Raw genomic sequence first — 26901 nt, forward strand, 5'->3', positions numbered from 1 at the left:
CGGTAGTTACAATTTTGTATATTTAGATCAGCATCTTGCAATAATAAGCTGACATAAACTGGTCATAAAGTGGCAATATGTTCTCAGAGCAGGTAATATTCGCCGAGTTTTTTTACCTGATGTATGGGTATATATGTATAAGTCTCCTTTAGTTTTATCACTTGCGCTTATTTTAAGTGGCTGTCAATTAACAGCTTCTGATTCAGCAAGTACAGATGTTGCAAGCAATAATGTTGAGCAACAATTAGACGGCGCAAGTCCGAGCGACATCAATGATGCATTGATGATCAACGCTCAATATCAACAATTAACCGATATTGATGAGCCGCCTCCTGTATTTGATGATGTATGGGAACGTATTCGTTATCAGCTTTCGATTGATGTGCCACAAAACCGCCCAGTTGTTGCAGAGCGTAACTATTATGCACGTCATCAGGCCTATTTAGATCGAATCTCTAAACGCGCTGAGCCTTACTTATACTTTATTGTAGAAGAAGTCGAAAAGCGTCAAATGCCAATCGAAATTGCGCTTTTACCTATTGTAGAAAGTGCGTTTGACCCATTTGGTTATTCACATCGCAGTGCTTCTGGCATTTGGCAATTTATGCCACAGACTGGTGAGCGTTTCGATTTAAAACAAAACTGGTGGTATGACGGTCGCCGTGACATTGTACAATCGACCCGTGCAGCGCTAGATTACTTATCATATTTACACAAAACCTTAGAAGGCGATTGGCTAAATGCCATTGCAGCCTATAACTCAGGTGAAGGTCGTTTACTGCGTGCCATTAAAAAGAACCGTAAAAAGCATTTACCAACGGATTTTTGGTCACTTGATTTACCAAGAGAAACCACAGCCTACGTACCTAAGCTATTAGCGCTGTCTGATCTGGTAAAACGCAGTGACGAATTTGGTGTTAAGTGGCAACCAATTATTAATGCTCAAGTCGTTGAAGCAGTTAATGTAGGGAGTCAAATTGACTTAGCACTTGCCGCTGACATGGCAGGTATTAGCTTAACAGAGCTTTATCGTTTAAACCCTGGCTTCAATCGCTGGGCGACGGATCCAAATGGCCCACACTTTTTATTATTACCGTCTGATAAAGTTGAAGCGTTTACTGACAAGCTTGCAAAAACAGAGCAAAAAGACCGCCTACGCTGGCAGCAATATGTGGTAGCACGCGGTGACAGTTTATCTGTGATTGCGAAGAAGTTTTCGACAAGCACAAACGCGATTAAAACCCTGAATAAGCTTTCATCGAATACAATTCGTGTTGGTCAGCAATTACTTGTGCCACTGAGCGATGGTGAGATTAATAGCCAGCATTTACCAAAATCAGTGCGTATGGCGGCTAATAAAGCAACACGTAAAAAGCTAAGCCATAAAGTGGCCAGTGGCGATACACTGTGGGATATCAGCCGTGAGTACGATGTGACCATAGCTGAACTTGCAACATGGAATAAGCTAAAAAAAGACGCTGTACTGCGTGTTGGTCAAAAGCTAACTGTGTATAAGCAAGAAAAATCACAACTTGCTGCTACACAAATCAAAGAGCGCACCATTACCTATAAAGTTCGTCGTGGTGACTCGTTAGCGCGCATTGCTGCTAAGTTTAATGTGTCTGTAGAAGATATTATTAAATGGAACTCATTAGCTGGGCAAAAATACATTCAACCTGGGCAAAAGCTTAAATTAAAGGTTGATGTTCGAAGCGCTTAATTGCTTCATCCAATATCAAAAAAAGAGCGCCTAATGGCGCTCTTTGTCTCTCTCATTTAGTATTTATGCTTCAAAGCCCATAAGTGTAATAACTCATTGGCAATAGTCGCTGCGGCAATCGCCGTTAATTCACTTTGGTCATAGGATGGCGACACTTCAACCACATCCATACCGACCATATTAATGCCTTTCAATGCACGAAGTACTTTGAGTACTTTATCGCTGGTTAAGCCACCACATACTGGCGTGCCTGTCCCTGGAGCGAATGCGGGATCAAGGCAGTCAATATCAAAGGTTAAGTACACAGGTAAGTCACCGATGCGCGCTTTGATTTGCTCTGCGATATCTTGCGCTGGCAAATCATTGGCTGCCATTGCGTCTATCACCGCAAACTCATGTTTGCTTTGATCAAAATCAGTACGAATACCAATTTGAATACTGTGATCAACATCAATAAGCCCTTCCATCGGCGCATGATAAAACATAGTGCCGTGATCATAGCGAGAGCCATTGCTGTAAGTATCTGTGTGGGCATCAAAATGCACTAATGCCATTTTACCGTGTTGTTTTGCATGGGCACGCAGTAGCGGCAAAGTCACAAAGTGGTCGCCACCTAAACCTAATAATGTTTTACCTTGGCGAAGAATTTGCTCAGCGGCTAATTCTAACTGCGCGGTAAAATATTCTGGGTCGCCTACTGGGTAAGTAAAATCCCCCGCATCAGCTAATTTTAAACGCTCAAACAACGGAAACGCCCACGGGTACTTGGTTTCTTCCCATGCGAGGTGCACTGAGGCACGACGAATTGCGTCAGGTCCTAAACGTGCACCAGGGCGACCTGAGGTCGCCAAATCAAAGGGTAAACCTAACACCACTACATCGGCATCGATTGCTGTGATGTTTTGCACCATCGGCTGACGTAAAAACGTCATGCCGTTTGAGTACAATGAATGATCTGTGTGGTCAAACAATGTCGACATTGCTTATAACTCTTCTAAATAAGTGTAACCGTTTAAGCCAGTTTGCAGCTCATCTAATACGCTTTGCTGCTCAGTTTCTGGCAATTTAGCTGCTACCAGCTGGGCGTAAGATTGCTGGAAGCTTTCTACATCTAAATGTACGTAACGCATCATGTCTGCTACGGTATCACCTTCGTTAACTTCAGTGATTTGCGCCTGACCTTGCTCATCCATTTTTATAATTGCACTGTGTGTGTCGCCAAATAAGTTGTGCATATCACCTAAAATCTCCTGATAAGCACCCACTAAGAAAAAGCCCATTAAGTAAGGTTTTTCTTCGCTAAAAGCTGGCACAGGCAATGTACTTTCAATACCTTGACCGTCTACATAATGCTCCATAGCACCATCTGAGTCGCAAGTGATATCAAGTAACACAGCGCGTTTTTGTGGTGCTTCTGTTAAACCACTTAATGGTAGAACAGGAAACACTTGGTCAATACCCCATGCATCCGGTAATGACTGGAATAATGAAAAGTTCACAAAAAACTTATCTGCTAAACGCGCATTTAATTCATCAATAATCGGGCGATGAAAACGGTTTTTGTTATCCATATGTTTGTTAAGTTCATAACATACACGTAAGTTAACTTGCTCCGCCCATGCTCGCTCTGTTAAATCTAACAAACCAAGTGCAAATTGATTATGTGCTTCGGCTAAATCACCTTGGCTATCGTGATAAATTTCGATTAATGCACGGTCATCATTGTCACCACTTAACTGTTGCCATGATGTCCACATATTCTTTAACAATAGGGGTGCATCTGCTGCTGGCGCTTGAATGTCTTCTGGTACATAGCTTTCGGTACCAATAACATTCGAAATCAACACAGCATGGTGCGCTGTTAACGCACGACCTGATTCAGAAATAATGCGCGGCATTGGCTGCTCATATAACTTACAGGTATCACCAATGGTGTATACGATGTTATTAGCGTATTCACTTAGGCTGTAGTTCATTGAGTTATGTGACTGGCTACGAGTACCGTCATAATCTACCGCTAAACCGCCACCCACATCTAAGCAATCAATTTGTGCACCTAACTTGCGTAACTCACAGTAAAAACGCGCAGCTTCACTCACACCTAAACGAACATCGCGAATGTTTGCCATTTGCGAGCCTAAGTGAAAGTGTACAAGTTGGATCAGATCGAGTTGATCAGACGCTTTTAAGCGATTAACCACACTGAGTACTTGCGATGCCGACAAACCAAATTTTGATTTTTCGCCACCACTTGCTTGCCATTTGCCCTTACCTTGCGATGCTAAACGTACGCGAATACCAATGCGTGGCTTTACGTTTAACTCTTTAGCTTGGCTAAGCACCATGTCTAGCTCAGACAGTTTTTCAAGAACAATGTAAACCTTGTGTCCTAGCTTTTCGCCAATCAATGCTAAACGAATGTATTCTTGGTCTTTGTAGCCATTACATACAATTACAGCACTGGTTTTTTCAGCCATCGCTAATACAGTCAATAGCTCGGGTTTACTGCCCGCTTCTAGGCCCAATTGTTTCTTTTCAATATCAGCTTGGCTTGCAACAATTTCTTCAACAACTTCACGCTGTTGGTTTACTTTAATTGGGTAAACAAGCAAATAGTCTTTCGGGTAACCATAATTTTCAATCGCCGTGTTAAATGCCTGACATAAGCTATGTACACGATGATGTAAAATTTGTGGAAAACGAACTAACGCAGGCAAGCTTAAGCCTTTATCTTGTAACTGCTGTGCGATATCGATTAGTGCAATGGTTTGCTCTGGGGCATGGGCCTTTGGCGCAACATACACATCACCTTGATCATTAATACCAAAGAAACCTTGGCTCCAATGACGAACATTATAACTCGTGCGAGCTTGTTCTAGTGATGTTGTCTCTTTCATCTATCTTTCTCTTTTATTTTAGTAGTGCCGAAATCGGCAAGGGTTGTTGCCGCGCATTAAAAGAAAAATAGTGATTCAAGTCCAACAAGAATTTTTACTCGTAACGAGTGATTTTTGATGTGAAAAACTAATCGATAAACCCTCAATATTATTAGGGTTTAATTTAGTTGTTAGATTTTAAAATTCCTTTAGATGGACAGGCACTTAATATGGCAAATGAGCAATTTTTAAAAAGACAGTCACTGCAAAAATATATGTTAGAAAATATGTGTTTGTGAAATCCATCTTCATTTCAATGGACAGGCACTACTTTTGTGATTTCATCAGCTTTTGAAGAGTTTGACCCTAGTTGCCTCCACGCTTCATATTGCTTATTGCCATGCCAAGTAATACCAATGTATTCCTGCCAATTCTCGAAGTCTTTTGTGCGATACTTTTCAACCCCACAGCCACCAGCACCAAAAGCAGTACGGCAAATTTTTACAGTAAGGTAAGTACCATCAAAATTCAGTTGTGATTGCTTATCAGTGCAAACACTCAAAGGGCGTGTAGGAAATGTGAGAATTACTTTTGTTTTTATAGTGTCATTATGATTGAAGACACCAGTGAGGGAATGACAGGAGTTTAAGTAAAACTTAGTACTACCAACAGTAAGGTCGGCTTGCTTACGCTGAGTAGTAATGGTTTCCTGTGATTTATCACCACAGGCAACAATCAGCAAAGCAGTAACAAAACACATCAATTGTAACAAGTATTTATAAATTAAGGTGGCCTCACTAAAACATAGCTTGATACTTAAATTACTGGTTAAGCCCTAACTCCATAAATAAACTTTGTGGATTTTCACTGTAGTTACCAAACGGACCACAACGATTGAAACCTAAGTTTTCGTATAAGCTAATAGATTCTGTTTGCTTAGGACCTGTTTCTAATCGAATTAGTGGAATTTGCTGCTCACCAGCGTGATGCAATAGTATTTGCATAATTCGACGTGATAAGCCTTTACCACGGTAACTTGGTTTTACATATAGACGGCGGATTTCACCGTATGGAGGGTTGCCTTCTTGCATCACGATTGCGCCACATGCAACGATACCATCTTCATTTTTTAAGCCTATAGCATAAACATTAGGCTCAGCTAGCTCTTCAAGGCTTAAAGATTGGGCTGTAGCAACGGGGTATAATGAGTTTATGAGTCGGTCTATATCAGAAAACACGTTAACTACTTCAGGATCATGTGGATTTAAATCGACTAACTGCATAAAACTCCCATTTTTATATGTCGTTTTTGTTAATGATGTTAACAATAATATCGGATATTAGTCTGATCCTCTACTCTTGTTTTCAATATTCATTTTTATAGGTACTGTTCAGACCGCCATACTATCGCTTAGTTCAACGGTATGTAACTGAAAAAACGCCCAGTTGATAAAAATTAAAGTCCAACCTACACCACCCTATTTAGGATTAATGCTTTCTGCTGACAAATTTTAACAAGACAGTCACTTAAAAATAAAAGCCTTAGAGTTGAAATGAAATTCATCTTAGTTTCAGTTGAAAATGACTTCGCAGAACCACTTATTTAGAAAGTACTGATTTATTCTTAAATTTTGGGACCTATTTCAATATGTATGAGAACCTCTAGACATACTAAAGCGGTGAACTTAAATCCTCCTTACAAAAATCACATAGAAATTAGCTAGCAAACAATAATCGACTATTAGTACTGTTACTTCGTCGCCTGCGAGCAGTTTTACTACAATAATTTTCAATTGCACCTACTCGACCTACAGCTCCATGAAATAAGTTTTCAAAGTGGGTTGTTAGTGTTAACCATTTTTCCGGTTCGAAATTCAGCCTTTCAAGAATAGGAGGTAAATGATGTTCTATAAATCCGGGCTTATTAGTACAAATACAACGCCCAGTTTGCTCTACCAGTAGCAGGTATGACTTTAACTCAAAAGGTATTCCCTTTGATTTATACTTACTCATACCACCAATAAAACGAGCTAGTACTTTAGGTTGCTTTGACTCCTTCATGCTCTGGCATCGCTTTTTAAAACTGGTATAGTCCGATTGCTCCGGCGTGCTCGCTGCTTTAGCACGAACAGGGTTTAAGTCAACATAGGCCATACATGCTAAAAGCGCTGATTCATCAAGCAATGCTTGGCTCTTAAAGCGTCCTTCCCAAAAGTGACCCGTACACTCGTCTTCTTTATTTGCACGCCTGGCAATATATTCATTAAGCATCCTCATGAACCAACTAATGCTCGAAAGACGCGATCTGTATTCTGCAACCTCTTTATTTAAGAAGACTTGTTGGCCGTCACTTAACGGCTCACCATAGAGAAACTTTTGGCCTAACGGGGTCATTTTACTGAGCTTAAACCAGCGTAAAAGGATGGCCTTGTCGGTTAACCTATTTGCTTTCTTATCATCAACATAAAGCACAACATGAGTATGATTGCTCATCACCGCATAAGCACATACATCAATGCAAAATACCTTTGCAAGAAAAAGCAGGCGCTCTTCGACCCACCCTCGGCGGTGTTCATATGATTTACCTGTGAGTACATCTTCCCCACAAAGATAGGCACGTCTGACGCAACGGGATACACAATGATAATATTTGGTGCTCGACAAACAGATTTGCCGCTTCCTTGCTAAAGCCATCGTCCACTCCTTGAACTGATAATTTGAAATGCATTAGCTGTAACTTAAGTGTAGACAAGATCTTTTGTGCTGCAAGAGCACTAAAATGTAGTGACTGTCCATTTAAATTTATTCCTCTCAATTAAAGCTGAGTACTGGGCTTGAAGTGACTGTCCACGTAAAGAGTTAAACACTTTGTTACGGAAAAAAGCTGTTCAAATATCGTTAAAACCATATACTGCAAACAACAAGAAAAAAGATGAGGTTTTCTCGTGCAGTTCACTCAAGGTATGGAATACTTCTTTTCTGGCTTTAAGTTAATTAGCCAAAAGGGGTTGAAACGTTTTGTACTTATTCCTTTAACAATCAATATCCTGCTTTTTGGTAGTTCGCTGTTTTTTTTATATGGCTGGCTTACCGATGGCTTTGCTTACATGAACTCGTTATTACCCGAATGGCTTAGCTGGCTCGAATGGCTAATGTGGCCGATTGCCGTGCTGGTGATTTTATTTAGTTACAGCATGCTCTTTACGGTAATCACTAATTTTATAGCAGCCCCATTTAACGGCCTACTCAGTGAAAAAGTTGAGCTTTTCTTAACAGGGCAAAAAATTAATGACGACAGCCTTTTCGATACAATGAAAGATGTGCCACGTATGCTCGGCCGAGAATGGACAAAACTGTGCTATTACCTACCACGTGCTATTGGCTTTTTTATTTTGTTGTGGATTTTACCTGTGATCGGGCAAATTTTATGGGTGTTATTCACCTGTTGGATGTATGCAGTGCAATACGAAGACTACGCGTTCGATAACCATAAAATTAGCTTTAACGAAATGAAAAATGACTTAAAGCAAAAGCAAACACTTTCTTATGGTTTTGGATTAGCGGTAATGATTTTAACTGCAATTCCATTCGTAAACTTAATTGTCATGCCTGTTGCTGTGTGCGGTGGTACTCGTTTATGGGTCGATAATTATCGTAGTAAATACCGTTAAAAATTAGGTTTTCAGATACCTATTAAAAAGGCCAATAGCTCACACTATTGGCCTTTTTAATTTCAAATTAAGGTTAACTGTAAAGGCTCTGTGGCACCTTGGTTACATTTAAATGTACGGTGACTTCTTCACGGTCATGATATAAATGCTTGGCTTGTAATTCGTAACTTACACCATACTTTTCAAGCTCTTCTTTAATCATTTTTAAACACTCGTAAACGCTATCAAAACGTTTTTTCATCGGTAGTTTAAGATTAAAAATAAGCTCTTTTGCGTAGGCATTCACCGCCCAATCTATCATTAGATTGGTCACTTTAGCCGGCTTTTCTACCATGTCACACACTAACCATTGAATATTGCGCTTTTCTGGGCGGTATTTAAAACCATCTACTCTAAAGTGCTTAACCTGACCAGTTTCCATCAAGTCATCATTCATAGGGCCATTATCGATTGCGCTTACAAACATTCCACGGCGCACCAACTGATAAGTCCAACCACCAGGGCAAGCGCCTAAATCAACCCCTCGCATGCCAGGTTGCATACGCTCTTCAGCTTCATGGGGTGGAATAAATACGTTAAAGGCTTCATCAAGTTTCAATGTTGAGCGGCTCGGCGCATCATTAGGCATACGTAAACGCGGAATGCCCATAAAGAAAGGCGAATTATTAAATGTGTATGAGTAGCCAACATAAGCACTGTCGTTTGCTAAAAATAACACATGCATAACGGGTTTTTTCTCGGCAAGCTCGCGTGTTACCTTCGAGCGCTTTTCAAGCGATTTTTTCAGTGGCGTCGAAATCTTCTTGCAGAACTTACTAAGCTCTTTACCTTCATTGGTGTCTGGCGTTTCTACACGTAGGTCACCACATTCAGGAAACTCAGCGGCAGCTTCAACAATAGCACTTACACGGTCTTCAAGTGGCATGTTATCGACTAAGGTGCCAGTAAACCATTGGCGAGCAAATACCATATTCTTGAAATCTACTTTTTTGATGATTTCTTCACCGTGGCTTGCATCAAAACATTCGTAAACAACAATACCTGTATTTGGTTTTGTTTTTACGTAACCAGCAAAGCCTTGTTCAGCAGCCTGAAAAGTAATTTCAGCAGCGGCATCACTTTCAAAACCACTGCGACAATAAATAACTACACTCGACATAGATAACCCTTAAAACTTATATCGTGCTGCTTGAACTAACAAAATAGCCCAACCAATAATAAAACAAACACCGCCAATTGGGGTGATAGGCCCAAGCCACTTCATGCCCGTTAGTGCGAGTAAATACAAACTACCGCTAAATAACACGGTCCCTGCGATAAAAAATCCACCAGCCCAGCTTAAGTTCATGCCCCACTTAATTAAGATAGCAATTGCTATCAATGCAAGGCCATGCACCATTTGGTATTCAGCAGCGGTTTTAAAAATTCCAATCGCATACTCAGAAACACGGCTTTTTAAACCATGAGCAGCAAATGCGCCAAGCATTACCGAAAGCATGCAAAATAAGCTACCAATCATTAAATATAGTTTTATCATTGCGCATCTCCAGCCGCTAAATTCATAATAAACTGCGCTGCATAATCTGCAGCTTGCTGTAAGTTTTCTTGTTCTGTAATGCCACTTTTTTTGCGAGGTTTTAATGAGTGGTCACCATCTTTGAGAAATTTAATCTCTGGCGGATTAACCATTTCAAGCTCAGCGAGTTCTTGCTGATTACCAAATGTATCACGCTCACCTTGCAGGACTAAAAAAGGGCATGGCATATCAACAAAATGCTCTATACGCAGTTTTTCGGGTTTACCCGGTGGATGAAACGGATAGCCAAAAGCCACCACGCCAGCAATTTGAGCTTGGTCTTGCTCAGTACAAAGCATAGAAGCCATACGCCCACCCATAGATTTCCCCCCAATAAATAGCGGTAAATCTGGCTGGCGCTCGGCTAAAACTTCACTAAAGTAGCCAAGTAACTTAGGAGCACGCTCGGGTGGCCTACGCTTGCCTGTTTCTTTTGCAATTTGCATATACTGAAAATCAAACAAGGCTACATCAATCTCATGCTGACTAATCAAGTTAGCCATTGTTTGCATAAACTCAGAATCACTACCTGCCCCTGCACCATGGGCAAATATAAATTGTGCACGCGCCTTGCCCGTTGCACTTTTAAACCACTGTAACATGTTAATACTCTTGTTCTTGCTCAACTAAACTCAGCATCCAGTCTTTGAAAGAGACTATTTTACCAAGCTCTGTTTGAGATTCGCGGATCACTAAATAGTAGGCATTTTTACTTTCTAATGAGTGACTAAATGGAATGACGAGTCGGCCCGCATCAATATCAGGTTTTGCTAAAACGCTATTACCAATTGCAACCCCCTGCCCATGAACCGCGGCTTGCAATACCATCGATGAGTGACTAAAAATCGGCCCTTGGTTAACTTGTACATTACGTACACCTGCCGTTTTCATCCACGTTTTCCAATTTTTACGGGTGGTATCATGCAATAAGGTATGATTTGCTAAATCACTGGGTTGATTAAGCGGCTTAGGGCCCGTTAACAACAATGGGCTACATAATGGCACTAAGTATTCAGTGTGCAGCTTATATGTCTGCACCCCACTCCAGTGACCACGGCCGTAGTAAATAGCAATATCAACATCGTCAGAAAGTGAATTTTCATCCTGATCTTGCGCCTTAATTCGCACGTCGATTTCTGGATGTAATTCATTAAATAAACTAAGTCTGGGTACTAACCATTGAATCGCAAAGCTTGGCGTTAAACTTACCGTGAGTGAACCTTTCGCACCTCGGGCTAGCAGTTTTTCTGTGGCATCTATCAGCTGGGTAAAGATCTCTTTAATATCTAAAAAGTAGCCTTGCCCTTCTTCGGTTAACAGCAAAGAACGATTCTTTCGTAAAAATAGCTTTAAACCTAAATGCTCTTCAAGGGTTTTAATTTGGTGGCTCACCGCGGCCTGCGTTACATATAGCTCTTCTGCTGCTTTGGTAAAGCTCAAATGGCGGGCAGCGGCTTCGAATGCTTTTAGTGCATTTAAAGGAGGTAAACGACGAGACATAAACACCAAACTTAGAATTAGTTTTTCTTATGCATCGATTATAGCGATACAAATAAAAAAAGGCGACCATGGTCGCCTTATTCATACTTATATACTTAAATTATAAATCGCTTGCGCTGGTATCGAGTGGTGCAAAGCTTTTAACTAAGTCATCAACCGCTTTCATTTGCGATAAATAACCTTCTAGCTTGCTTAGTGCAAGTGCACATGGACCATCACATTTTGCTTCATTCGGATTAGGGTGCGCTTCAATAAATAAACCTGCAATGCCTAATGCCATACCACTGCGAGCAAGTTCTGCAGCTTGAGCACGACGACCATCCGCAGAGTCAGCTCGGCCACCTGGGCGTTGTAATGCGTGAGTTGCATCAAAGATTACCGGCGCCATAGGTTTCATATCATCCATACCAAGCATATCAACCACAAGGTTGTTATAACCAAAGCTAGTACCACGCTCACACAGTGCAACATTGTTGTTGCCCGCTTCATTAAACTTTTTAATGATATGACGCATTTCGTGTGGTGCTAAAAACTGTGGTTTTTTCACGTTGATGATGGCACCCGTTTTTGCCATAGCAACAACTAGGTCAGTTTGACGAGCTAGGAATGCCGGTAACTGAATTACATCAACCACTTCAGCTACAGGAGCAGCTTGATGCGGCTCATGTACGTCGGTGATAAGTGGCACATTAAAAGTAGATTTAATTTCTTCAAAGATTTTTAAACCTTCTTCCATGCCCGGGCCTCGGTATGAGTTAATTGAAGAGCGATTAGCTTTATCAAAAGAGGCTTTAAAAACGTATGGAATGTTTAGCTTTGATGTTACTTCTACGTAATGCTCCGCAATACGCATCGCTAAATCACGTGATTCAAGTACGTTCATACCACCAAACAATACAAATGGTTTGTCGTTGGCTAATTCAATCTCGTTAATTTTAATTAACTGGTTGTTCATTTCTATTCCTTAAGGTGCAACAGCTTGTAGCATTAATCCACAAATATAAGCCATGTAGGTACCAACACCATAGCCTAAAACAGCAAGTAAAACACCTACTGGCGCAAGCGATGGGTGGAAAGCTGATGCAACAACAGGTGCTGATGCCGCGCCGCCTACATTGGCTTGAGAGCCTACTGCCATGTAAAACAGTGGAGCTTTAATTAATTTCGCCACAATAAGCATTAAGCTTGCATGGGTAATCATCCAAATCGCACCGAGTACAAAGTACATTGGCGAGTCAAAAATCGCGGTAATATTCATGTGTAAGCCAATTGAAGCAACAAGGATATATAAAAAGCTTGATGCTACTTTTGACGCACCAAAAGCTTCAATATGGCGAACTTTAGTAAACGATAAACTAATACCAATTGTGGTAGAGATAACAATTAACCAGAAGAATTTACTGTTTAAACTATACTCTTGTGCCCATGGGAAGTTAGCCCCAAAAAACGGACCTAAAAAGTCTGCACAAAAATGTGCAAGGCCTGTAATACCAAAGGCAATAGCAATAATCGTCATATAATCATTTAGAGTTGGCATGCGCGCATGCTCAGCGTGATACTTTTCTACGCGCTCTTTTAAATCTTCAATTGCACGCGTATCTGCGCCTGTTTTAGCATCAATCGCCTTATGGTTTGCTGCCATTAATAACAGTACAGCCATCCATAAGTTAGCTACTATCACATCAACAGTCACCATTGCAGAGAAGATATCGCCGCCTACTTCAAACATTTCTTTCATTGAAGCTTGGTTTGCGCCGCCACCAATCCAGCTGCCGGCAATGGTCGTCATACCACGCCAAACAGCGTCAGGGCCATGACCACCCACAGCCTCTGGGTAAACAGCACTCATTACTAATATAGCCAGTGGGCCACCGATAACAATACCCATGGTGCCTGTTAAAAACATGATTAATGCTTTTGGCCCAAGGTTTAAAATCGCTTTTAAATCAATACTAATTGTAAGCAATATTAAGCAAGCTGGCAGTAAATAGCGCGACGCCACAAAATATACATTTGAAGAATGACCATCAACAATCCCAAAGGTATTGAGTAATGATGGTAAAAAGTAGCAAAGCAATAATGCCGGTACATATTTATAAAATTTTTGGCAGGCAGCATTATTACTGTGCGAGGTTTTAAAAATAAACCCCAAAATAACGGCAAGCAAACCAAGTACGACTGCGTCATTGGTAATTAGCGCACTGTGGGCGTCAGTCATAAATGTTCCTTTAAATTAGTGGTGTGTATTATTGTTGTCTTCTATTTCAGCAATTTGATGCTGAATAACTTCGATAGCAGGATCATCTGGGCACTCATTGACAAAGTACTGCAAATCATCCCGTGCCATTTTTGGGCAATCTAGCTGATTAAGTAAATAGCCGCGGTCACGACGCTCATACGGGTCATCACCAAGTAATTCCATCAGCATTTCCACACAATGCAAAGCATGGCCAAATTTACTCTCGCTGATAAACGACCATTTTTGTTGAGCTAGATACAGCTTATAAAGCTCTTCTTCAAAAATCAGTTCCAGCGGTTCTTGCTCATCGCCATTTTCTTCACAAGCATTCTCTGGTGTTATGTACCAACTCTGCTGACCTGTGCTTGGCTCAATTAAATAACCCTCTTCATCACTCATCCCAACGTGAACATGCACGTCTCCCTGACTAAGCGTGACTGTGGCATCAAGTTCAGCATGCTGTAATAAATGGCAAAGTAAAATTGCCAGCGTGGTTTGTGTGCCACTGCGCATGGTAATGGTGTAGCTAAAACTATTTAACGTATACTCAGGCACTTTTAAGCTTGATGAGCTAAACAGCCATTGCTGATAAAAGGTATCAAGTAACTTATCGAGACGCTCATGTGGCTCTTTTAATTCAGCGCAAAGAGCTGTTACCGTATTTTCAAGCTCATTAAGGGTGTCATAACAGGCTGTTAAATCAGCTTGTTGATCCCACTTTAATTCGGCGTCGATACAACGATAAAGCACTTTAGAAGAAAATGCGTCAAAGGCCTCATCTTGATAGGATTCATTTTGATCTTCAAACCAAGGGGTGGTCATTTATACTGCTACATCTCTTTCAAAAACGAACAGCTAGTTTACCTACTTTTGCCCTAAGTTACCAATACTGAGCGATGAGATATAAAAAAGCGGTACAACAGCCTATGCCATCAAATACCGCCTAGAGATTTGTTATAAAAGAAGTGCTGTTTTAGCAGACGCTAAATAACCAATTGCTAATAAAATAAGCGTGGTTATAGCAAGTAATACAACCTTCGCGCCTTGTGCACTTTGCTTAGCTGCAACAATACCTAGCACAATATAAGCAACCACTAAGATTATCTTTTCTAATAACCAAGATTGTTCAAGTGGGTTAAAACCTGCCATTACAATCAATGCCACGGCAGAAACAAGTAATAAGGTGTCGATACTGTGGCTGCCAATAAACACCACTTTATTTTTTGCCAGAGCGCCCGTCTTTAAGCGTGAAAAAGAACGAACGTAAAATAAGATAATACTCAACACGGCAAACAACATGTGAGTATGTTTTACTGCTAAATAATCCATATGCCCCTAATTTTATTTTAATTAATCTGGATAACGTACAAGTACGTCTTCTATTTCTTTAACACGCTGATTAAACACTTCGATTAGCTTAGGATCAAATTGTTTACCCTGTTGCGCATTAATTTCTTTCACAACATCGTCTAGTGACCACGGCTCTTTATAACAACGCTTATGGCGCAGTGCATCAAACACATCAGCTAAAGCCACAATGCGACCAGCAATTGGAATGTCATCACCTTTTAAACCTTTCGGATAGCCTGAACCATCCCAACGCTCATGGTGCGATAACGCAATAATCGCCCCAGTATTAACAATGTCACGATTTGAGCCTTTTAAAATTAAATGACCTTTTTCAGCATGCTGTTGCATGATGGCCCACTCTTCGTCGGTAAGTGGCCCAGGCTTATTTAAAATGGCATCAGGAATACCCACTTTACCCACATCATGCAGTGGCGCTGCTAAGCGAATAAGCTCTGCTTCGCGTTTTGATAGACCATAGCCCATGGCAAGTTCATAACAAATGTGCGATACACGTTTTACATGATTACCGGTTTCTGTTGAACGTTGCTCTAATGCTTCACTAAGTCTAAATACTAACTCTTGCTGTGTTGCTTCAATTTCAGATTGTAGCTGCACATTTTCATACGCCAGCTGTACATTTTGCGAGAAAATTTCAATCAAATGACGCTGAGTGTCGGTTAAATGCTTAGGGATACCGGAAATAAATAACATCGAGTTGTGATTACATTCACTACAGCAATAAGCAAATAAATAGTTTTCACGGTAGACGATGGTTTTTTCGCTCAGTGCTTGTTGGCAGGCTTGTAACTGCTCCTCATCAAGCACTTCTTCAATCGCCTTGCCTTCACTGCGTTCAAACTCACCTCGCCCTGAAAATACCACAAGCTTCTTTTGGTTATCTTGCGGGTTACTGGCAACTAAACTTGTTGCATACATAGCTTGATCAACAGTACCTAGCAATGAGGTAAGTTGCTGCATCACCCCTTCAATAAAGCTTTCTAGTGAATGAGTCGAGAAAATATTACGAGATGCTTTAATAATTTTTTCAAGGCCTTGGCGAGATTGCTCAATCGATAAAATGTCACGGTAAGAGCGTAAGCTCGACATCACCACAGTGAATAGTTTTTGTGCTGTTAGTTCAGTTTTTGATTTGTAGTCATTAATATCGTAATTAACGATAACTTGACGCTCTGGCGCTTGCCCAGGCTGACCTGTACGAAGAATGATACGAATGTGATTATTTTTTGCAGTTTCGCGAATAAACTTAGCGACTTTGAGACCTGCATCATCGGTTTCCATAACCACATCGAGTAGTACGATAGCAGCATCTGGGTGCTGTTGAATAACCTGCTTGGCTTCTTCACCCGAATAGGCGCTGATAAACTCTAAACGTTTATCTTGAAATTCAAAGTCACTCAACGCAAGCTTTGTTACGGCATGTACTTCTGGCTCGTCATCAACGACGATGACTTTCCAACTACCCTGAACCACCTCATTTACTTCATCAAGTGCTTCATCCGAAAACAAAAAATCATCCATTCTATGGGATCCTCAAAGGCTATGTACGCACAGTGCACTTAATTGTTATTTAGGCCATTGTGCTAACGTTACACGGTCATTACCGCCAAGATCTTTAATTGTAAGTATATGGCTATACGACATTTGTGCAAAAAATTCTTGTACCTTCACACTTTGTTTGTAGCCATGTTCAATTAAAAGATAGCCATTTGTTGCTAAATAGTCACGTGCGATAGTAATAATTTGTTTAATATCAGCCATACCGTCGTCATCTGCAACTAATGCAGAGAGCGGTTCAAAGCGAACATCACCTTGGCTTAAGTGCTCATCATCATGTTCAATATACGGTGGGTTGCTAACAATTAGGTCAAACTTTTGTGTACTTACTGCACTAAACCAATTGCTTAACGCAAAAGTGGCGTTGTTAATATTGAGTCGTTGTTTGTTCTCTTCGGCAAGCTCAACTGCATCAGCCACTCTATCAACCCCTGTCACCTGCCAATTAGGCATTTCCCTGGCTAATGCCAAGGCAATTGCCCCTGTGCCAGTGCCTAAGTCAAGCACGTTTGCAGCAGTAGGAAGCTCAAGGCCTAAAGCATATTCAACTAATGTTTCGGTATCAGGTCTTGGGATCAGAGTTGTTGGATTAACCTTTAAAGGAAGACTCCAAAATTCACGAAAACCAACAATATGAGCAACTGGTTCACCATTTAAACGACGCTGACATGCTTGTTCAAAGTCAAGTTGTTGCTGTTCGGTAAGTTGTTTTTCGGGCCAGGTAAATAAATAACTGCGAGGTTTATCAAGAATGGATAATAACAGGACTTGTGCGTCTAACTTAGCACTGTCGCTGCTAGGCGTTAATAACGCCGTTGCAGCAACAATTGCTTGTTCAATGCTTTGTGGCACGATTATTCATCGCCCATCGCAGCAAGTAAGTCAGCTTGGTGTTCTTGCATTAGAGGTTCGATAACACTTCCTAAATCACCGGCAACCACTTCATTCAAACGATAAAGTGTTAAATTAATACGGTGATCGGTAATACGACCTTGCGGGTAGTTATAAGTACGAATACGCTCAGAGCGGTCACCACTACCTACTAGGTTACGACGTTCTGACGCTTCAGCCGCTTGACGCTTTTCATCTTCAGCTTGTTGTAAACGTGCACCTAGTACAGACATCGCTTTGGCACGGTTTTTATGCTGTGAACGCTCATCCTGACACTCTACAACCACACCCGTTGGAATATGTGTAATACGGATTGCTGAGTCAGTTTTATTTACGTGCTGACCACCGGCACCCGATGCACGGAAGGTATCGACTTTAATATCAGCAGGGTTAATTTCAATTGCTTCCGCTTCAGGAATTTCTGCCATAACGGCTACAGTACAAGCTGAGGTATGAACACGGCCTTGCGATTCTGTCTCTGGAACACGTTGTACACGGTGCGCTCCTGATTCAAACTTAAGCTGACCATATACGCCTTCTCCAGAGATATGCGCAATAACTTCTTTATAACCGCCGTGCTCACCTTCGTTAGTACTTACTACTTCTACTTTCCACTTTTTAGTTTCAGCGTAGCGGCTGTACATACGGAATAAGTCACCTGCGAAAATAGCAGCTTCATCACCACCGGTACCGGCACGAACCTCTAAATAAACGTTATTATTGTCTTTAGGGTCTTTTGGTAACATTAGAATTTGGATTTCATCTTCTAATGCAATAATTTGTGCTTTTGCTTCTTTGTATTCTTCTTGCGCCATTTCACGCATATCAGGATCAGAGTCTTTTAACATTTCTTCAGCTGTAGCAACATCATCTTGTGCTTGTTGGTACGCTAAAAATGCTTTTACGATTTCTTCTAATTCTGAGTATTCTTTAGATAAGGCACGAAAGCGATTTTGGTCGCTGATCACAGAGGGGTCGCTTAGTAGCGCTTGCACTTCCTCATAACGCTCAACTAAGGTTTCTAATTTTCTATAAACAGACTCTTTCATTTAACGACTATTCCTGATCAATACCTAACATTTTCTTTAATTGGCTTAACTCCGCTGCTTCACCTTTTTTAGCAGCATCTTGAATGGCACGGGTAGGTGCGTGCATCAAGCGGTTGGTCAGTTTGTTTGCCAACTCGAGTATTACTTTTTCTGCCTCTTTACCTGCTTGTAGCTGGCCAAGGGCTTTTTCGACAAGTTCTGACTTTATATCTTGTACATCGTTGCGATAATGGCGAATAAGATCCACCGAATCGAGTGAACGCAACCACATAGCAAATTCATCGGTACGTGAGCGAATAATAGCTTGCGCTTGCTCCGCAGCCTGCTCACGAGCGGCGATATTCTCGCTTACTATGGCTTGTAAGTCATCAACTGAATACAAATAGGCAGCATCTAATTCGCCTACTTGGCTTTCGATATCACGCGGTACCGCAATATCGATAAATAACATTGGTTTGTGGCGGCGCTTTTTCAACGCCTGTTCTACCACCCCTTTACCAATAATAGGCAAGGTACTGGCGGTTGAACTAATAACAATATCGGCGTCGTGTAAACGCTCAGGTAACTGGGCAAGTGCAATCACATCCGCGTTAACCTCACTGGCTAAGGTTTTAGCGCGTTCAATAGTACGGTTTGCCACCGTTATTTTTTGCGGATCGTTTTGGTATAAGTGCTTAGCAACTAATTCAATCGTCTCACCTGCACCAATTAGCAGTACATTGGTTTTATCTAGTTTACCGTAAATATGTTTCGCAAGATTTACCGCAGCATAAGCAACAGATACTGCGCTAGCACCAATGTCAGTTTCGGTACGAACTTGTTTTGCCACAGAAAATGTTTTTTGAAACAAGCGGTCAAAGGTTACACCAATGGCATCGTGAGTTTTTGCATTATGGTAGGCTTGTTTTATTTGCCCTAAAATTTGCGGCTCGCCGAGTACTAACGAATCTAGACCACAAGACACCCGCATTAAGTGATTAATTGCTTCGTGATCTTCATGATAATAGATATTGTTGCTCAGTTCTTGTTCATCCAAACCATGGAAACTGGCTAACCAGCGCAACAAGGTTTGGGAATTACGCTCGGCAAGGCTACAATAGATTTCAGTTCGGTTGCAGGTCGAAACAATAACCGCTTCATTAAAATGCGCATGACCACTTAATTGCTGTAACGCCTCAGACATTTGCTCAGGCGAAAACGCGACTTTTTCGCGTAATTCTACGGATGCGGTTTTGTGATTTATACCAAGTGCTACGATGGTCATATGTACCAAATATTGCTAAGCCCAGCTGTAAAGGCATTAATTTTACCAAAAATCAGCGGAATATGGAAAGTAAGGAACGACATTTGATTAAACAATATTTGATTTTATTCATGTTTTTTTTATTTATCGGCGGTTGTGCGCAAAAAATTTCAACTGTTGATTACATTTATCCTGACTGGAAAAGCCGATTAGAACAACAAGCTCAATGGCAAGTGCAAGGCAAAATGGCATTTATTAGTACAGAGCAGCGCCAGTCAGCCAATTTAAATTGGCAACATGATGAGCAATACAGTGACATGGTACTTACCAGTTTTATTGGTACCCGCATTTTGTCTTTAAAACAAAATGCACAAGGTGCTGAACTTGAGTATGACGACAATGTATATACCGACCGTGATGCCTCAATGTTGTTATATCGTTTAACCGGCTTTTCAATCCCATTAGATAATGCCGCAAAGTGGCTAAAAGGCACCGTCGAGAACGACCAAGCAAGCTATGATGAGCAAGGCCGTTTAAAAAGTCTTATTTGGCAAGCTCACAATGGTCAACAGTGGCAAATAACCTATTCAGACTACATCAAACAAGATGGTTATTGGCTTCCTGTTAAGCTAAGCCTTAAAAACAATAAAATTCGTATTAAAATTCAACTTAATGATTGGCAGTTAAATTAATCATGACACACGCTTCAACCGCCCCGCTAACTTTAATAGCACCTGCAAAACTTAATTTATTCCTTCATATAAATGGTCGCCGTGAAGATGGCTACCATGAACTCGAAACCTTATTTACCTTTTTAGAGTTTGGTGATGACTTAACATTTACTGTCAACAACGAGCCAGGTATTTCTGTAACCGGTGATACAAACGGTATTGAGCTTGCAGATAACCTTATATATAAAGCAGCCCGTTTATTACAACAACACTGTAATTGCCAACAAGGCGCTTCAATAAAGCTATTAAAACGTTTGCCTATGGGCGGCGGTGTTGGCGGCGGCTCATCTGATGCAGCCACTACCCTACTTGCTCTTAATAAACTATGGGGTTGTGATTTATCACTTACAGAATTAGCAGAGCTTGGGGTGAAATTAGGCGCTGATGTACCAGTATTTATAAATGGTCACACTGCCATTGCGCATGGGATTGGCGAGCAACTAGAAAATGTTGAATTACCGCAAAGTTGGTTCTGTGTGGTGCATCCAGGGCAGCATGTGAGCACCGCGAAAATTTTTACCCACCCAGATTTAAAGCGCGACACACCTAAGCTAAAAGCAGACTGGCAAACAGAAAATTTAGGCAATGATTGTGAGGCTTTAGTTAAAAAGCTCTGCCCCGAGGTTGAAAAAGCCCTGCAGTGGTTGCTAAAATACGCCCCGTCAAAGATGACTGGTACAGGCGCTTGCTGCTTTGCTGAGTTTTCAACCGAGGCACAAGCACAACAAGTTTTAGCTCAATTACCAGAAAAATGGACAGGTTTTGTTGCAAGTAGTGCTACACTTTCTCCTGCTCATACAGCATTAAATGCTCACTTTGAAATGAAGTAACGTACAAGTAAATGTTAACCTGCTTTGGTGCCTACCATAGCCTGTTAGTCCCAAAATTCAGTGCCTGAGGAACCCTACCGTGCCTGACATGAAGCTCTTCGCTGGTAACGCAACACCTGAGCTAGCTCAAAAAGTTGCAAAACGTTTGTATATTGAATTAGGCGATGCTGTTGTTGGCCGTTTTAGTGACGGTGAGATCAGTGTTCAAATTAATGAAAATGTTCGTGGCTCTGACGTTTTCATTGTCCAATCAACCTGTAACCCTACTAACGATAACTTAATGGAGCTTATCGTTATGGTTGATGCCCTACGTCGTGCGTCTGCCGGACGTATTACAGCCGTTATCCCTTACTTTGGTTATTCACGTCAAGACCGCCGCGTGCGTTCTGCTCGTGTACCAATTACAGCTAAAGTAGTTGCAGATTTCCTTTCAAGTGTTGGTGTTGACCGCGTTCTAACGGTTGATTTACACGCTGAACAAATCCAAGGTTTCTTCGACGTACCAGTTGATAACGTATTTGGTAGCCCAGTTCTACTTGAAGATATGAAAGAACGCGACTTCGATGACGTTGTTGTTGTTTCTCCTGATATCGGTGGTGTTGTTCGTGCTCGTGCAATCGCTAAGCTATTAAACGACACAGACCTTGCAATTATCGACAAGCGTCGTCCACAAGCAAACGTTTCACAAGTAATGCACATTATTGGTGACGTTGAAGGTCGTGACTGTATCATCGTTGATGACATGATCGATACCGGTGGCACTTTATGTAAAGCAGCAGCAGCGCTTAAAGAACACGGTGCAAAACGCGTATTTGCTTACGCTACTCACCCAGTACTTTCAGGTAATGCAGCTGAGAACATTCGTAACTCAGTCATTGACGAAGTTATCGTAACTGACTCAATCACACTATCTGATGAGCTTAAAGCAATTGATAAAATCAAAGTGCTTACACTTGCAGATATGCTTGCTGAAACAATCCGTCGTATCAGCAACGAAGAATCTATTTCAGCGATGTTTGAACACTAATCAACATTACTGCAATACTAAAAAAAGCACCGTCTAGGTGCTTTTTTTGTAGTCGTTATTTATTTTCCCTGAAAGGGGTGGTATGATAGCGCGCCTTTTGGCTGGGGACCTTGGTCGCAAAGGCCCTAAGACTATTAATTATTGGAGACATTATGTCAACTTACACATACAATGCAGAATTACGTACAGAAACAGGTACTGGTGCGAGCCGCCGCCTACGCCGTGAAGATAAAGTTCCTGCAATCCTTTACGGTGCTGACAAAGAAGCTGCATCAATCGTTCTTGCACACAAAGATATGATCAAAGCGCAAGAAGACGAAGGTTTCTACACGCACATCCTTACTTTAAACATCGGTGGCGAGTCAGTTGAAGCTATCCTTAAAGATATTCAACGTCACCCGTACAAGCCTAAGATCACTCACTTAGACTTCCAACGTGTAGATGCTACTCACAAACTTCACACTAAAGTGCCTGTACACTTCATCGGTGAAGAGAAAGTAACTAAAGCTGGTAACACTGTTGTTCACCAATTAACTGAAATCGAAATCACGTGTCTTCCTAAAGCACTTCCTGAGTTCGTTGAAGTTAACGTTTCAGATTTAGTAGCTGGTGATTCAATCCACCTTTCTGACCTTAAACTTCCTTCAGGTGTTTCATCTGTTGAGCTAACTAAAGGCGCTGATCACGATCAGTCAGTTGTTACTGTTAAAGCTAACAAAGCAGCTCCAGCTGAAGAAGAAGCTTCAGAAGACGCTGCAGAATAATTTTTAAGGTGTAAACACCTTGAATTCTATTCAAATGCTTGTGGGCCTGGCTAATCCAGGCCCCGAATACGCAAACACACGCCATAATGCAGGTGCTTGGTTCATCGAAGAACTGGCTGCACGTTATAACTGCACACTCAAACATGATCCTAAATATCACGGCCTCACCGGCAAAGTGATTATTCAAGGCCAAGAATTTAAATTACTGATCCCTACAACTTATATGAATTTAAGTGGTAAGGCGGTGAGTAGTCTCGCTAATTTCTTTAAAATCCCTGTTGAGAACATTCTCGTTGCTCATGACGAAATGGACTTAGATCCTGGGATTGCAAAACTTAAAAAAGGTGGCGGCCACGGCGGTCACAATGGTTTAAAAGATATTATTGCGAAAATGGCAAACCAAAAAGATTTCATGCGCCTTCGCATAGGCATTGGTCATCCAGGCCACCGAGAATTGGTAACTGGCTGGGTGCTAGGTAAAGCCGCGAAAGACGATCAAGAAAAAATGGACGCCGCCGTTGACGAAGCAGTTCGTTGTATGGAAATACTTGCAAAAGATGGTGTGTTAAAAGCACAAAACAGACTACATTCATTTAAACCTTAATCCGTTTTAATGAAATTACACAAGGTATCTTACTATGGGTTTTAAATGTGGCATCGTTGGTTTGCCAAACGTTGGTAAATCAACTCTATTTAATGCACTAACTAAAGCGGGTATTGAAGCCGCTAACTTCCCTTTCTGTACCATTGAGCCTAACACGGGTGTGGTACCGGTTCCTGATGCGCGCTTGAATGATTTAGCCGCTATCGTAAATCCTCAGCGTATTTTACCAACGACGATGGAATTCGTTGATATTGCCGGTCTAGTAAAAGGCGCATCGAAAGGTGAAGGTTTAGGTAACCAATTCCTAGCAAACATTCGTGAAACAGATGCGATTGGTCACGTTGTTCGTTGTTTTGAAGACGAAAACATTGTTCACGTTGCTGGCACAATTGACCCTGCTGATGATATCGAAGTAATTAACACTGAATTAGTACTTGCTGATATGGACAGTGCTGATAAAGCGATTGTTCGTAATGCTAAAAAAGCAAAAGGCGGCGACAAAGACGCTAAAGAGCAAAATGCTGTTTTAGAAAAAGTAAAAGTACACTTAGATGAAGGTTTAACGTTACGTTCTTTAGAACTAACAAAAGAAGAAAAAGCAGCAATTAAGCCACTTAACTTCTTAACAATCAAACCTACCATGTACATTGCGAACGTGGCAGAAGATGGTTTTGAAAATAACCCTTACCTAGACAAAGTACGTGAAATTGCCGCTGCAGAAGACGCAGTTGTTATTCCAGTATGTGCAGCGATTGAATCTGAGTTATCTGAACTTGAAGAAGAAGATAAACTAGAATTTATGGCTGACCTAGGTTTAGAAGAACCAGGTCTTAACTTAGTGATCCGTGGTGGTTACGAGTTACTTAAATTACAAACCTACTTCACTGCTGGCGTTAAAGAAGTACGTGCATGGACAATCCCAGTAGGTGCGACTGCACCACAAGCTGCGGGTAAAATCCACACTGACTTTGAGCGTGGCTTTATCCGTGCACAAACTATCGCATTTGACGACTACATTGAGTTTAAAGGCGAAAGCGGTGCTAAAGAAGCTGGTAAGATGCGTCAAGAAGGTAAAGAATACATCGTTAAGGACGGCGATGTGATGAACTTCTTATTTAACGTGTAAGCATATTCGTTCATTCGATTACAAAAGGCTCGTTATTACGAGCCTTTTTTATTGCCTAAATATTCCTAAAACATTAAAGCATGGTGAGTAATACCTCTGCTTGTTCTTTTTAGTGATGTACGGTGTTATTTATGCTTAACAGTAAATCGTATTAATAAATACGTCGAAAGCAAATGAGTGATAACAACTGTCAATTAGAGGGGATTTAAAAACTCGCTAGCAATTTTGCGACCTATTGACTGCTCGATTAGCAAATTGTGGGTATTTTAGAAGTAAAAACTAGGCCGATTAATCGCAAATTTGCCTGTATAAAATCATTCGCTTTTCATTTTTTGCAGTTAAACACGTTAAAAAAACACACTTACTAATTTTGAAACTTGATTTTTGTATGAAAATCAAGCAACTTTAAATGTGCGTTTTAAAACTCTTATTATGCATTTGGGAATTAAACTAATAAATTGCAGTCAAAAAAACAGCAATTTAAATGAAATTTCGCCACTTAGCTTAATTTTAATGCAAACAAACACTGATAAGCATTTTTTTGCAAAAAAGGTGTTGACGGATTTAGGTCATATCAGCATAATACGCCCCGCACTCAGCGATGAAGTGCTAACAAAAAAGATGGCTAAGTAGCTCAGTTGGTTAGAGCACATCACTCATAATGATGGGGTCACAGGTTCAAATCCCGTCTTAGCCACCATTCTTTTTGTTGCTCAATGAAGAGTTTAAAATAACTACCAGTACTTTAAGTACGAATGATGCGGGAGTGGCGGAATTGGTAGACGCGCTGGATTTAGGTTCCAGTAACTTCGGTTGTGAGAGTTCAAGTCTCTCCTTCCGCACCATGTTCTTGATAAGAACTCAAACTATCAAGCTTTTGTTGGGATATCGCCAAGCGGTAAGGCAGCAGGTTTTGATCCTGCCATTCCCAGGTTCAAATCCTGGTATCCCAGCCACGATGGCTAAGTAGCTCAGTTGGTTAGAGCACATCACTCATAATGATGGGGTCACAGGTTCAAATCCCGTCTTAGCCACCATTCTTCTTTTAGAATGGCTCTGCAGGAGTTAAAGCTGCACTCAATGAAGAGTTTAAAATAACTACCAGTACTTTTAGTACGAATGATGCGGGAGTGGCGGAATTGGTAGACGCGCTGGATTTAGGTTCCAGTAACTTCGGTTGTGAGAGTTCAAGTCTCTCCTTCCGCACCATGTTCTTGATAAGAACCAAAACTATCAATTTATTCTTTGTTGGGATATCGCCAAGCGGTAAGGCAGCAGGTTTTGATCCTGCCATTCCCAGGTTCAAATCCTGGTATCCCAGCCACTTTCTCTACCAAGAGAGTGAATAAGATAACTCACGCTAAGAGTTTAAATTAGCAAACCCTTTGATGCGGGAGTGGCGGAATTGGTAGACGCGCTGGATTTAGGTTCCAGTAACTTCGGTTGTGAGAGTTCAAGTCTCTCCTTCCGCACCATGTTCTTGATAAGAACCAAAACTATCAACTTATTCTTTGTTGGGATATCGCCAAGCGGTAAGGCAGCAGGTTTTGATCCTGCCATTCCCAGGTTCAAATCCTGGTATCCCAGCCACTTTCTCTACCAAGAGAGTGAACTGGTATCCCAGCCACTTTCTCTACCAAGAGAGTGAATAAGAAAACTCACGCTAAGAGTTTAAATTAGCAAAAATTATGATGCGGGAGTGGCGGAATTGGCTGGTGTCTTGATTAGACGCTGGATTTAGGTTCCATTACTATACACTTGCATCACAGAATGTGCGGGAGTGGCGGAATTGGTAGACGCGCTGGATTTAGGTTCCAGTAACTTCGGTTGTGAGAGTTCAAGTCTCTCCTTCCGCACCATGTTCTTAAGTAGAACTAAAACTCTTCAAGTTTAGCGTTGGGATATCGCCAAGCGGTAAGGCAGCAGGTTTTGATCCTGCCATTCCCAGGTTCAAATCCTGGTATCCCAGCCAACTACTTACTTCCCTTTCAAGTTTCAAGTTTCAAGTTTCAAGTTTCAAGTTTCAAGTTTCAAGTTTCAAGTTTCAAGTTTCAAGTTTCTCAAAGTATATTCGGTAATTTTTATACCAATTCGCTTAATTAAGTAGTCTATTTTGAGGCAATAAAACC

General features: G+C 41.2%; 25 protein-coding genes and 10 tRNA genes. 18 read left to right on the forward strand and 17 right to left on the reverse strand.

The genetic code is table 11. The features are described 5' to 3' along the window. The first annotated feature begins 133 nt into the window (after positions 1 to 133). The gene (locus tag AOG26_RS06905; RefSeq protein ID WP_054561800.1) at positions 134 to 1720 is read left to right on the forward strand and encodes a LysM peptidoglycan-binding domain-containing protein; all 1587 of its coding nucleotides are present in this window, start codon (positions 134 to 136) and stop codon (positions 1718 to 1720) included. A gap of 56 nt (positions 1721 to 1776) precedes the next feature. On the opposite strand, the gene speB is transcribed toward AOG26_RS06905, so the two are convergent. From speB to AOG26_RS06930, 5 genes are all read right to left on the reverse strand, one after another. After that, on the reverse strand, positions 1777 to 2700 hold the full coding sequence (speB, locus tag AOG26_RS06910; protein ID WP_054561801.1) for an agmatinase: 924 nt from the start codon (positions 2698 to 2700) through the stop codon (positions 1777 to 1779). Positions 2701 to 2703: 3 nt separating this feature from the next. Further along, positions 2704 to 4617, reverse strand: coding sequence for a biosynthetic arginine decarboxylase (gene speA, locus AOG26_RS06915; RefSeq protein ID WP_054551631.1), 1914 nt, complete (start codon positions 4615 to 4617; stop codon positions 2704 to 2706). Positions 4618 to 4909: 292 nt separating this feature from the next. After that, entirely contained in the window at positions 4910 to 5356 is a 447-nt protein-coding gene (locus tag AOG26_RS06920) for a hypothetical protein (RefSeq protein ID WP_054561802.1), read from the reverse strand. A gap of 61 nt (positions 5357 to 5417) precedes the next feature. Next, positions 5418 to 5879, reverse strand: coding sequence for a GNAT family N-acetyltransferase (locus AOG26_RS06925; RefSeq protein ID WP_054561803.1), 462 nt, complete (start codon positions 5877 to 5879; stop codon positions 5418 to 5420). 433 nt (positions 5880 to 6312) lie between these two features. Then, complete coding sequence (locus tag AOG26_RS06930) at positions 6313 to 7290, reverse strand: transposase (protein WP_054561804.1); 978 nt, start codon at positions 7288 to 7290, stop codon at positions 6313 to 6315. A 269-nt stretch (positions 7291 to 7559) separates the two neighbouring features. Here AOG26_RS06930 and cysZ point away from each other — a divergent pair, with 269 nt between their 5' ends. Further along, entirely contained in the window at positions 7560 to 8267 is a 708-nt protein-coding gene (gene cysZ, locus AOG26_RS06935; RefSeq protein WP_200907860.1) for a sulfate transporter CysZ, read from the forward strand. Between the two features lie 73 nt (positions 8268 to 8340). Here the strand turns inward: cysZ and rlmM are convergent, their stop codons facing one another. The 12 genes from rlmM to hemA form a co-directional block, all read right to left on the reverse strand. After that, a complete protein-coding gene (rlmM, locus tag AOG26_RS06940; RefSeq protein ID WP_054561806.1) occupies positions 8341 to 9426 on the reverse strand; it encodes a 23S rRNA (cytidine(2498)-2'-O)-methyltransferase RlmM in 1086 nt (361 codons plus the stop codon). A 9-nt stretch (positions 9427 to 9435) separates the two neighbouring features. Continuing rightward, entirely contained in the window at positions 9436 to 9804 is a 369-nt protein-coding gene (locus AOG26_RS06945) for a DUF423 domain-containing protein (RefSeq protein ID WP_054551639.1), read from the reverse strand. Beyond that, positions 9801 to 10445, reverse strand: coding sequence for an alpha/beta family hydrolase (locus AOG26_RS06950; protein WP_054561807.1), 645 nt, complete (start codon positions 10443 to 10445; stop codon positions 9801 to 9803). The genes AOG26_RS06945 and AOG26_RS06950 overlap by 4 nt, the downstream gene beginning before the upstream one ends. Position 10446: 1 nt before the next feature. Beyond that, on the reverse strand, positions 10447 to 11343 hold the full coding sequence (locus tag AOG26_RS06955) for a transcriptional regulator GcvA (protein ID WP_054561808.1): 897 nt from the start codon (positions 11341 to 11343) through the stop codon (positions 10447 to 10449). 100 nt (positions 11344 to 11443) lie between these two features. Next, the gene (gene kdsA, locus AOG26_RS06960) at positions 11444 to 12298 is read right to left on the reverse strand and encodes a 3-deoxy-8-phosphooctulonate synthase (RefSeq protein WP_054561809.1); all 855 of its coding nucleotides are present in this window, start codon (positions 12296 to 12298) and stop codon (positions 11444 to 11446) included. A gap of 9 nt (positions 12299 to 12307) precedes the next feature. Continuing rightward, positions 12308 to 13561 carry a DUF819 family protein gene (locus tag AOG26_RS06965; RefSeq protein ID WP_054561810.1) on the reverse strand — a complete coding sequence of 418 codons (1254 nt, stop codon included), beginning with the start codon at positions 13559 to 13561 and terminating at the stop codon, positions 12308 to 12310. Between the two features lie 15 nt (positions 13562 to 13576). Further along, positions 13577 to 14404, reverse strand: a complete 828-nt coding sequence (locus AOG26_RS06970; RefSeq protein ID WP_054561811.1) for a tetratricopeptide repeat protein — start codon at positions 14402 to 14404, stop codon at positions 13577 to 13579. Positions 14405 to 14536: 132 nt separating this feature from the next. Then, complete coding sequence (locus tag AOG26_RS06975; RefSeq protein ID WP_054561812.1) at positions 14537 to 14911, reverse strand: SirB2 family protein; 375 nt, start codon at positions 14909 to 14911, stop codon at positions 14537 to 14539. Between the two features lie 21 nt (positions 14912 to 14932). Further along, entirely contained in the window at positions 14933 to 16471 is a 1539-nt protein-coding gene (locus AOG26_RS06980; RefSeq protein WP_054561813.1) for a DUF3369 domain-containing protein, read from the reverse strand. Between the two features lie 45 nt (positions 16472 to 16516). Continuing rightward, a complete protein-coding gene (prmC, locus tag AOG26_RS06985) occupies positions 16517 to 17359 on the reverse strand; it encodes a peptide chain release factor N(5)-glutamine methyltransferase (RefSeq protein WP_054561814.1) in 843 nt (280 codons plus the stop codon). 2 nt (positions 17360 to 17361) lie between these two features. Continuing rightward, the gene (gene prfA, locus AOG26_RS06990; protein ID WP_054551648.1) at positions 17362 to 18447 is read right to left on the reverse strand and encodes a peptide chain release factor 1; all 1086 of its coding nucleotides are present in this window, start codon (positions 18445 to 18447) and stop codon (positions 17362 to 17364) included. A gap of 7 nt (positions 18448 to 18454) precedes the next feature. Beyond that, on the reverse strand, positions 18455 to 19711 hold the full coding sequence (gene hemA, locus AOG26_RS06995) for a glutamyl-tRNA reductase (protein ID WP_054561815.1): 1257 nt from the start codon (positions 19709 to 19711) through the stop codon (positions 18455 to 18457). Between the two features lie 83 nt (positions 19712 to 19794). Between hemA and lolB the strand changes: the two genes are divergently transcribed. The 16 genes from lolB (at position 19795) to AOG26_RS07075 (ending at position 26744) form a co-directional block, all read left to right on the forward strand. Continuing rightward, positions 19795 to 20382, forward strand: a complete 588-nt coding sequence (gene lolB / locus AOG26_RS07000) for a lipoprotein insertase outer membrane protein LolB (RefSeq protein WP_082389176.1) — start codon at positions 19795 to 19797, stop codon at positions 20380 to 20382. Between the two features lie 2 nt (positions 20383 to 20384). Beyond that, on the forward strand, positions 20385 to 21251 hold the full coding sequence (gene ispE / locus AOG26_RS07005; protein ID WP_054561816.1) for a 4-(cytidine 5'-diphospho)-2-C-methyl-D-erythritol kinase: 867 nt from the start codon (positions 20385 to 20387) through the stop codon (positions 21249 to 21251). A 79-nt stretch (positions 21252 to 21330) separates the two neighbouring features. Continuing rightward, positions 21331 to 22278 (forward strand): ribose-phosphate pyrophosphokinase, encoded by a 948-nt coding sequence (locus AOG26_RS07010; RefSeq protein ID WP_054551652.1) that lies wholly within the window; start codon positions 21331 to 21333, stop codon positions 22276 to 22278. Positions 22279 to 22430: 152 nt separating this feature from the next. Beyond that, positions 22431 to 23042, forward strand: coding sequence for a 50S ribosomal protein L25/general stress protein Ctc (locus AOG26_RS07015; RefSeq protein WP_054551653.1), 612 nt, complete (start codon positions 22431 to 22433; stop codon positions 23040 to 23042). Positions 23043 to 23061: 19 nt separating this feature from the next. After that, a complete protein-coding gene (pth, locus tag AOG26_RS07020; protein WP_082401577.1) occupies positions 23062 to 23646 on the forward strand; it encodes an aminoacyl-tRNA hydrolase in 585 nt (194 codons plus the stop codon). A gap of 34 nt (positions 23647 to 23680) precedes the next feature. Further along, the gene (gene ychF / locus AOG26_RS07025; protein ID WP_054561818.1) at positions 23681 to 24772 is read left to right on the forward strand and encodes a redox-regulated ATPase YchF; all 1092 of its coding nucleotides are present in this window, start codon (positions 23681 to 23683) and stop codon (positions 24770 to 24772) included. Between the two features lie 623 nt (positions 24773 to 25395). Next, a tRNA-Met gene (locus AOG26_RS07030) sits at positions 25396 to 25472 on the forward strand. A gap of 60 nt (positions 25473 to 25532) precedes the next feature. Further along, a tRNA-Leu gene (locus AOG26_RS07035) sits at positions 25533 to 25617 on the forward strand. A 36-nt stretch (positions 25618 to 25653) separates the two neighbouring features. Then, a tRNA-Gln gene (locus AOG26_RS07040) sits at positions 25654 to 25728 on the forward strand. A gap of 4 nt (positions 25729 to 25732) precedes the next feature. Continuing rightward, positions 25733 to 25809, forward strand: a tRNA-Met gene (locus tag AOG26_RS07045). 87 nt (positions 25810 to 25896) lie between these two features. After that, positions 25897 to 25981, forward strand: a tRNA-Leu gene (locus AOG26_RS07050). A 40-nt stretch (positions 25982 to 26021) separates the two neighbouring features. After that, a tRNA-Gln gene (locus AOG26_RS07055) sits at positions 26022 to 26096 on the forward strand. Between the two features lie 66 nt (positions 26097 to 26162). Next, a tRNA-Leu gene (locus AOG26_RS07060) sits at positions 26163 to 26247 on the forward strand. 40 nt (positions 26248 to 26287) lie between these two features. Continuing rightward, a tRNA-Gln gene (locus AOG26_RS07065) sits at positions 26288 to 26362 on the forward strand. 184 nt (positions 26363 to 26546) lie between these two features. Next, positions 26547 to 26631: transfer RNA gene (locus AOG26_RS07070), tRNA-Leu, on the forward strand. Positions 26632 to 26669: 38 nt separating this feature from the next. Further along, a tRNA-Gln gene (locus AOG26_RS07075) sits at positions 26670 to 26744 on the forward strand. Positions 26745 to 26901 lie beyond the last annotated feature (157 nt).

The organism is Pseudoalteromonas sp. UCD-33C (assembly GCF_001306895.1).
GTDB lineage: Bacteria > Pseudomonadota > Gammaproteobacteria > Enterobacterales > Alteromonadaceae > Pseudoalteromonas.

Excerpts from the sequence above, each read along its gene's own strand:
- AOG26_RS06905 (WP_054561800.1), top strand. The coding sequence starts at position 134 with ATGTATAAGTCTCCTTTAGTTTTATCACTTGCGCTTATTTTAAGTGGC.
- speB (WP_054561801.1), bottom strand. The coding sequence starts at position 2,700 with ATGTCGACATTGTTTGACCACACAGATCATTCATTGTACTCAAACGGC.
- speA (WP_054551631.1), bottom strand. The coding sequence starts at position 4,617 with ATGAAAGAGACAACATCACTAGAACAAGCTCGCACGAGTTATAATGTT.
- AOG26_RS06920 (WP_054561802.1), bottom strand. The coding sequence starts at position 5,356 with ATGTGTTTTGTTACTGCTTTGCTGATTGTTGCCTGTGGTGATAAATCA.
- AOG26_RS06925 (WP_054561803.1), bottom strand. The coding sequence starts at position 5,879 with ATGCAGTTAGTCGATTTAAATCCACATGATCCTGAAGTAGTTAACGTG.
- AOG26_RS06930 (WP_054561804.1), bottom strand. The coding sequence starts at position 7,290 with ATGGCTTTAGCAAGGAAGCGGCAAATCTGTTTGTCGAGCACCAAATAT.
- cysZ (WP_200907860.1), top strand. The coding sequence starts at position 7,560 with ATGGAATACTTCTTTTCTGGCTTTAAGTTAATTAGCCAAAAGGGGTTG.
- rlmM (WP_054561806.1), bottom strand. The coding sequence starts at position 9,426 with ATGTCGAGTGTAGTTATTTATTGTCGCAGTGGTTTTGAAAGTGATGCC.
- AOG26_RS06945 (WP_054551639.1), bottom strand. The coding sequence starts at position 9,804 with ATGATAAAACTATATTTAATGATTGGTAGCTTATTTTGCATGCTTTCG.
- AOG26_RS06950 (WP_054561807.1), bottom strand. The coding sequence starts at position 10,445 with ATGTTACAGTGGTTTAAAAGTGCAACGGGCAAGGCGCGTGCACAATTT.
- AOG26_RS06955 (WP_054561808.1), bottom strand. The coding sequence starts at position 11,343 with ATGTCTCGTCGTTTACCTCCTTTAAATGCACTAAAAGCATTCGAAGCC.
- kdsA (WP_054561809.1), bottom strand. The coding sequence starts at position 12,298 with ATGAACAACCAGTTAATTAAAATTAACGAGATTGAATTAGCCAACGAC.
- AOG26_RS06965 (WP_054561810.1), bottom strand. The coding sequence starts at position 13,561 with ATGACTGACGCCCACAGTGCGCTAATTACCAATGACGCAGTCGTACTT.
- AOG26_RS06970 (WP_054561811.1), bottom strand. The coding sequence starts at position 14,404 with ATGACCACCCCTTGGTTTGAAGATCAAAATGAATCCTATCAAGATGAG.
- AOG26_RS06975 (WP_054561812.1), bottom strand. The coding sequence starts at position 14,911 with ATGGATTATTTAGCAGTAAAACATACTCACATGTTGTTTGCCGTGTTG.
- AOG26_RS06980 (WP_054561813.1), bottom strand. The coding sequence starts at position 16,471 with ATGGATGATTTTTTGTTTTCGGATGAAGCACTTGATGAAGTAAATGAG.
- prfA (WP_054551648.1), bottom strand. The coding sequence starts at position 18,447 with ATGAAAGAGTCTGTTTATAGAAAATTAGAAACCTTAGTTGAGCGTTAT.
- hemA (WP_054561815.1), bottom strand. The coding sequence starts at position 19,711 with ATGACCATCGTAGCACTTGGTATAAATCACAAAACCGCATCCGTAGAA.
- ispE (WP_054561816.1), top strand. The coding sequence starts at position 20,385 with ATGACACACGCTTCAACCGCCCCGCTAACTTTAATAGCACCTGCAAAA.
- AOG26_RS07015 (WP_054551653.1), top strand. The coding sequence starts at position 22,431 with ATGTCAACTTACACATACAATGCAGAATTACGTACAGAAACAGGTACT.
- ychF (WP_054561818.1), top strand. The coding sequence starts at position 23,681 with ATGGGTTTTAAATGTGGCATCGTTGGTTTGCCAAACGTTGGTAAATCA.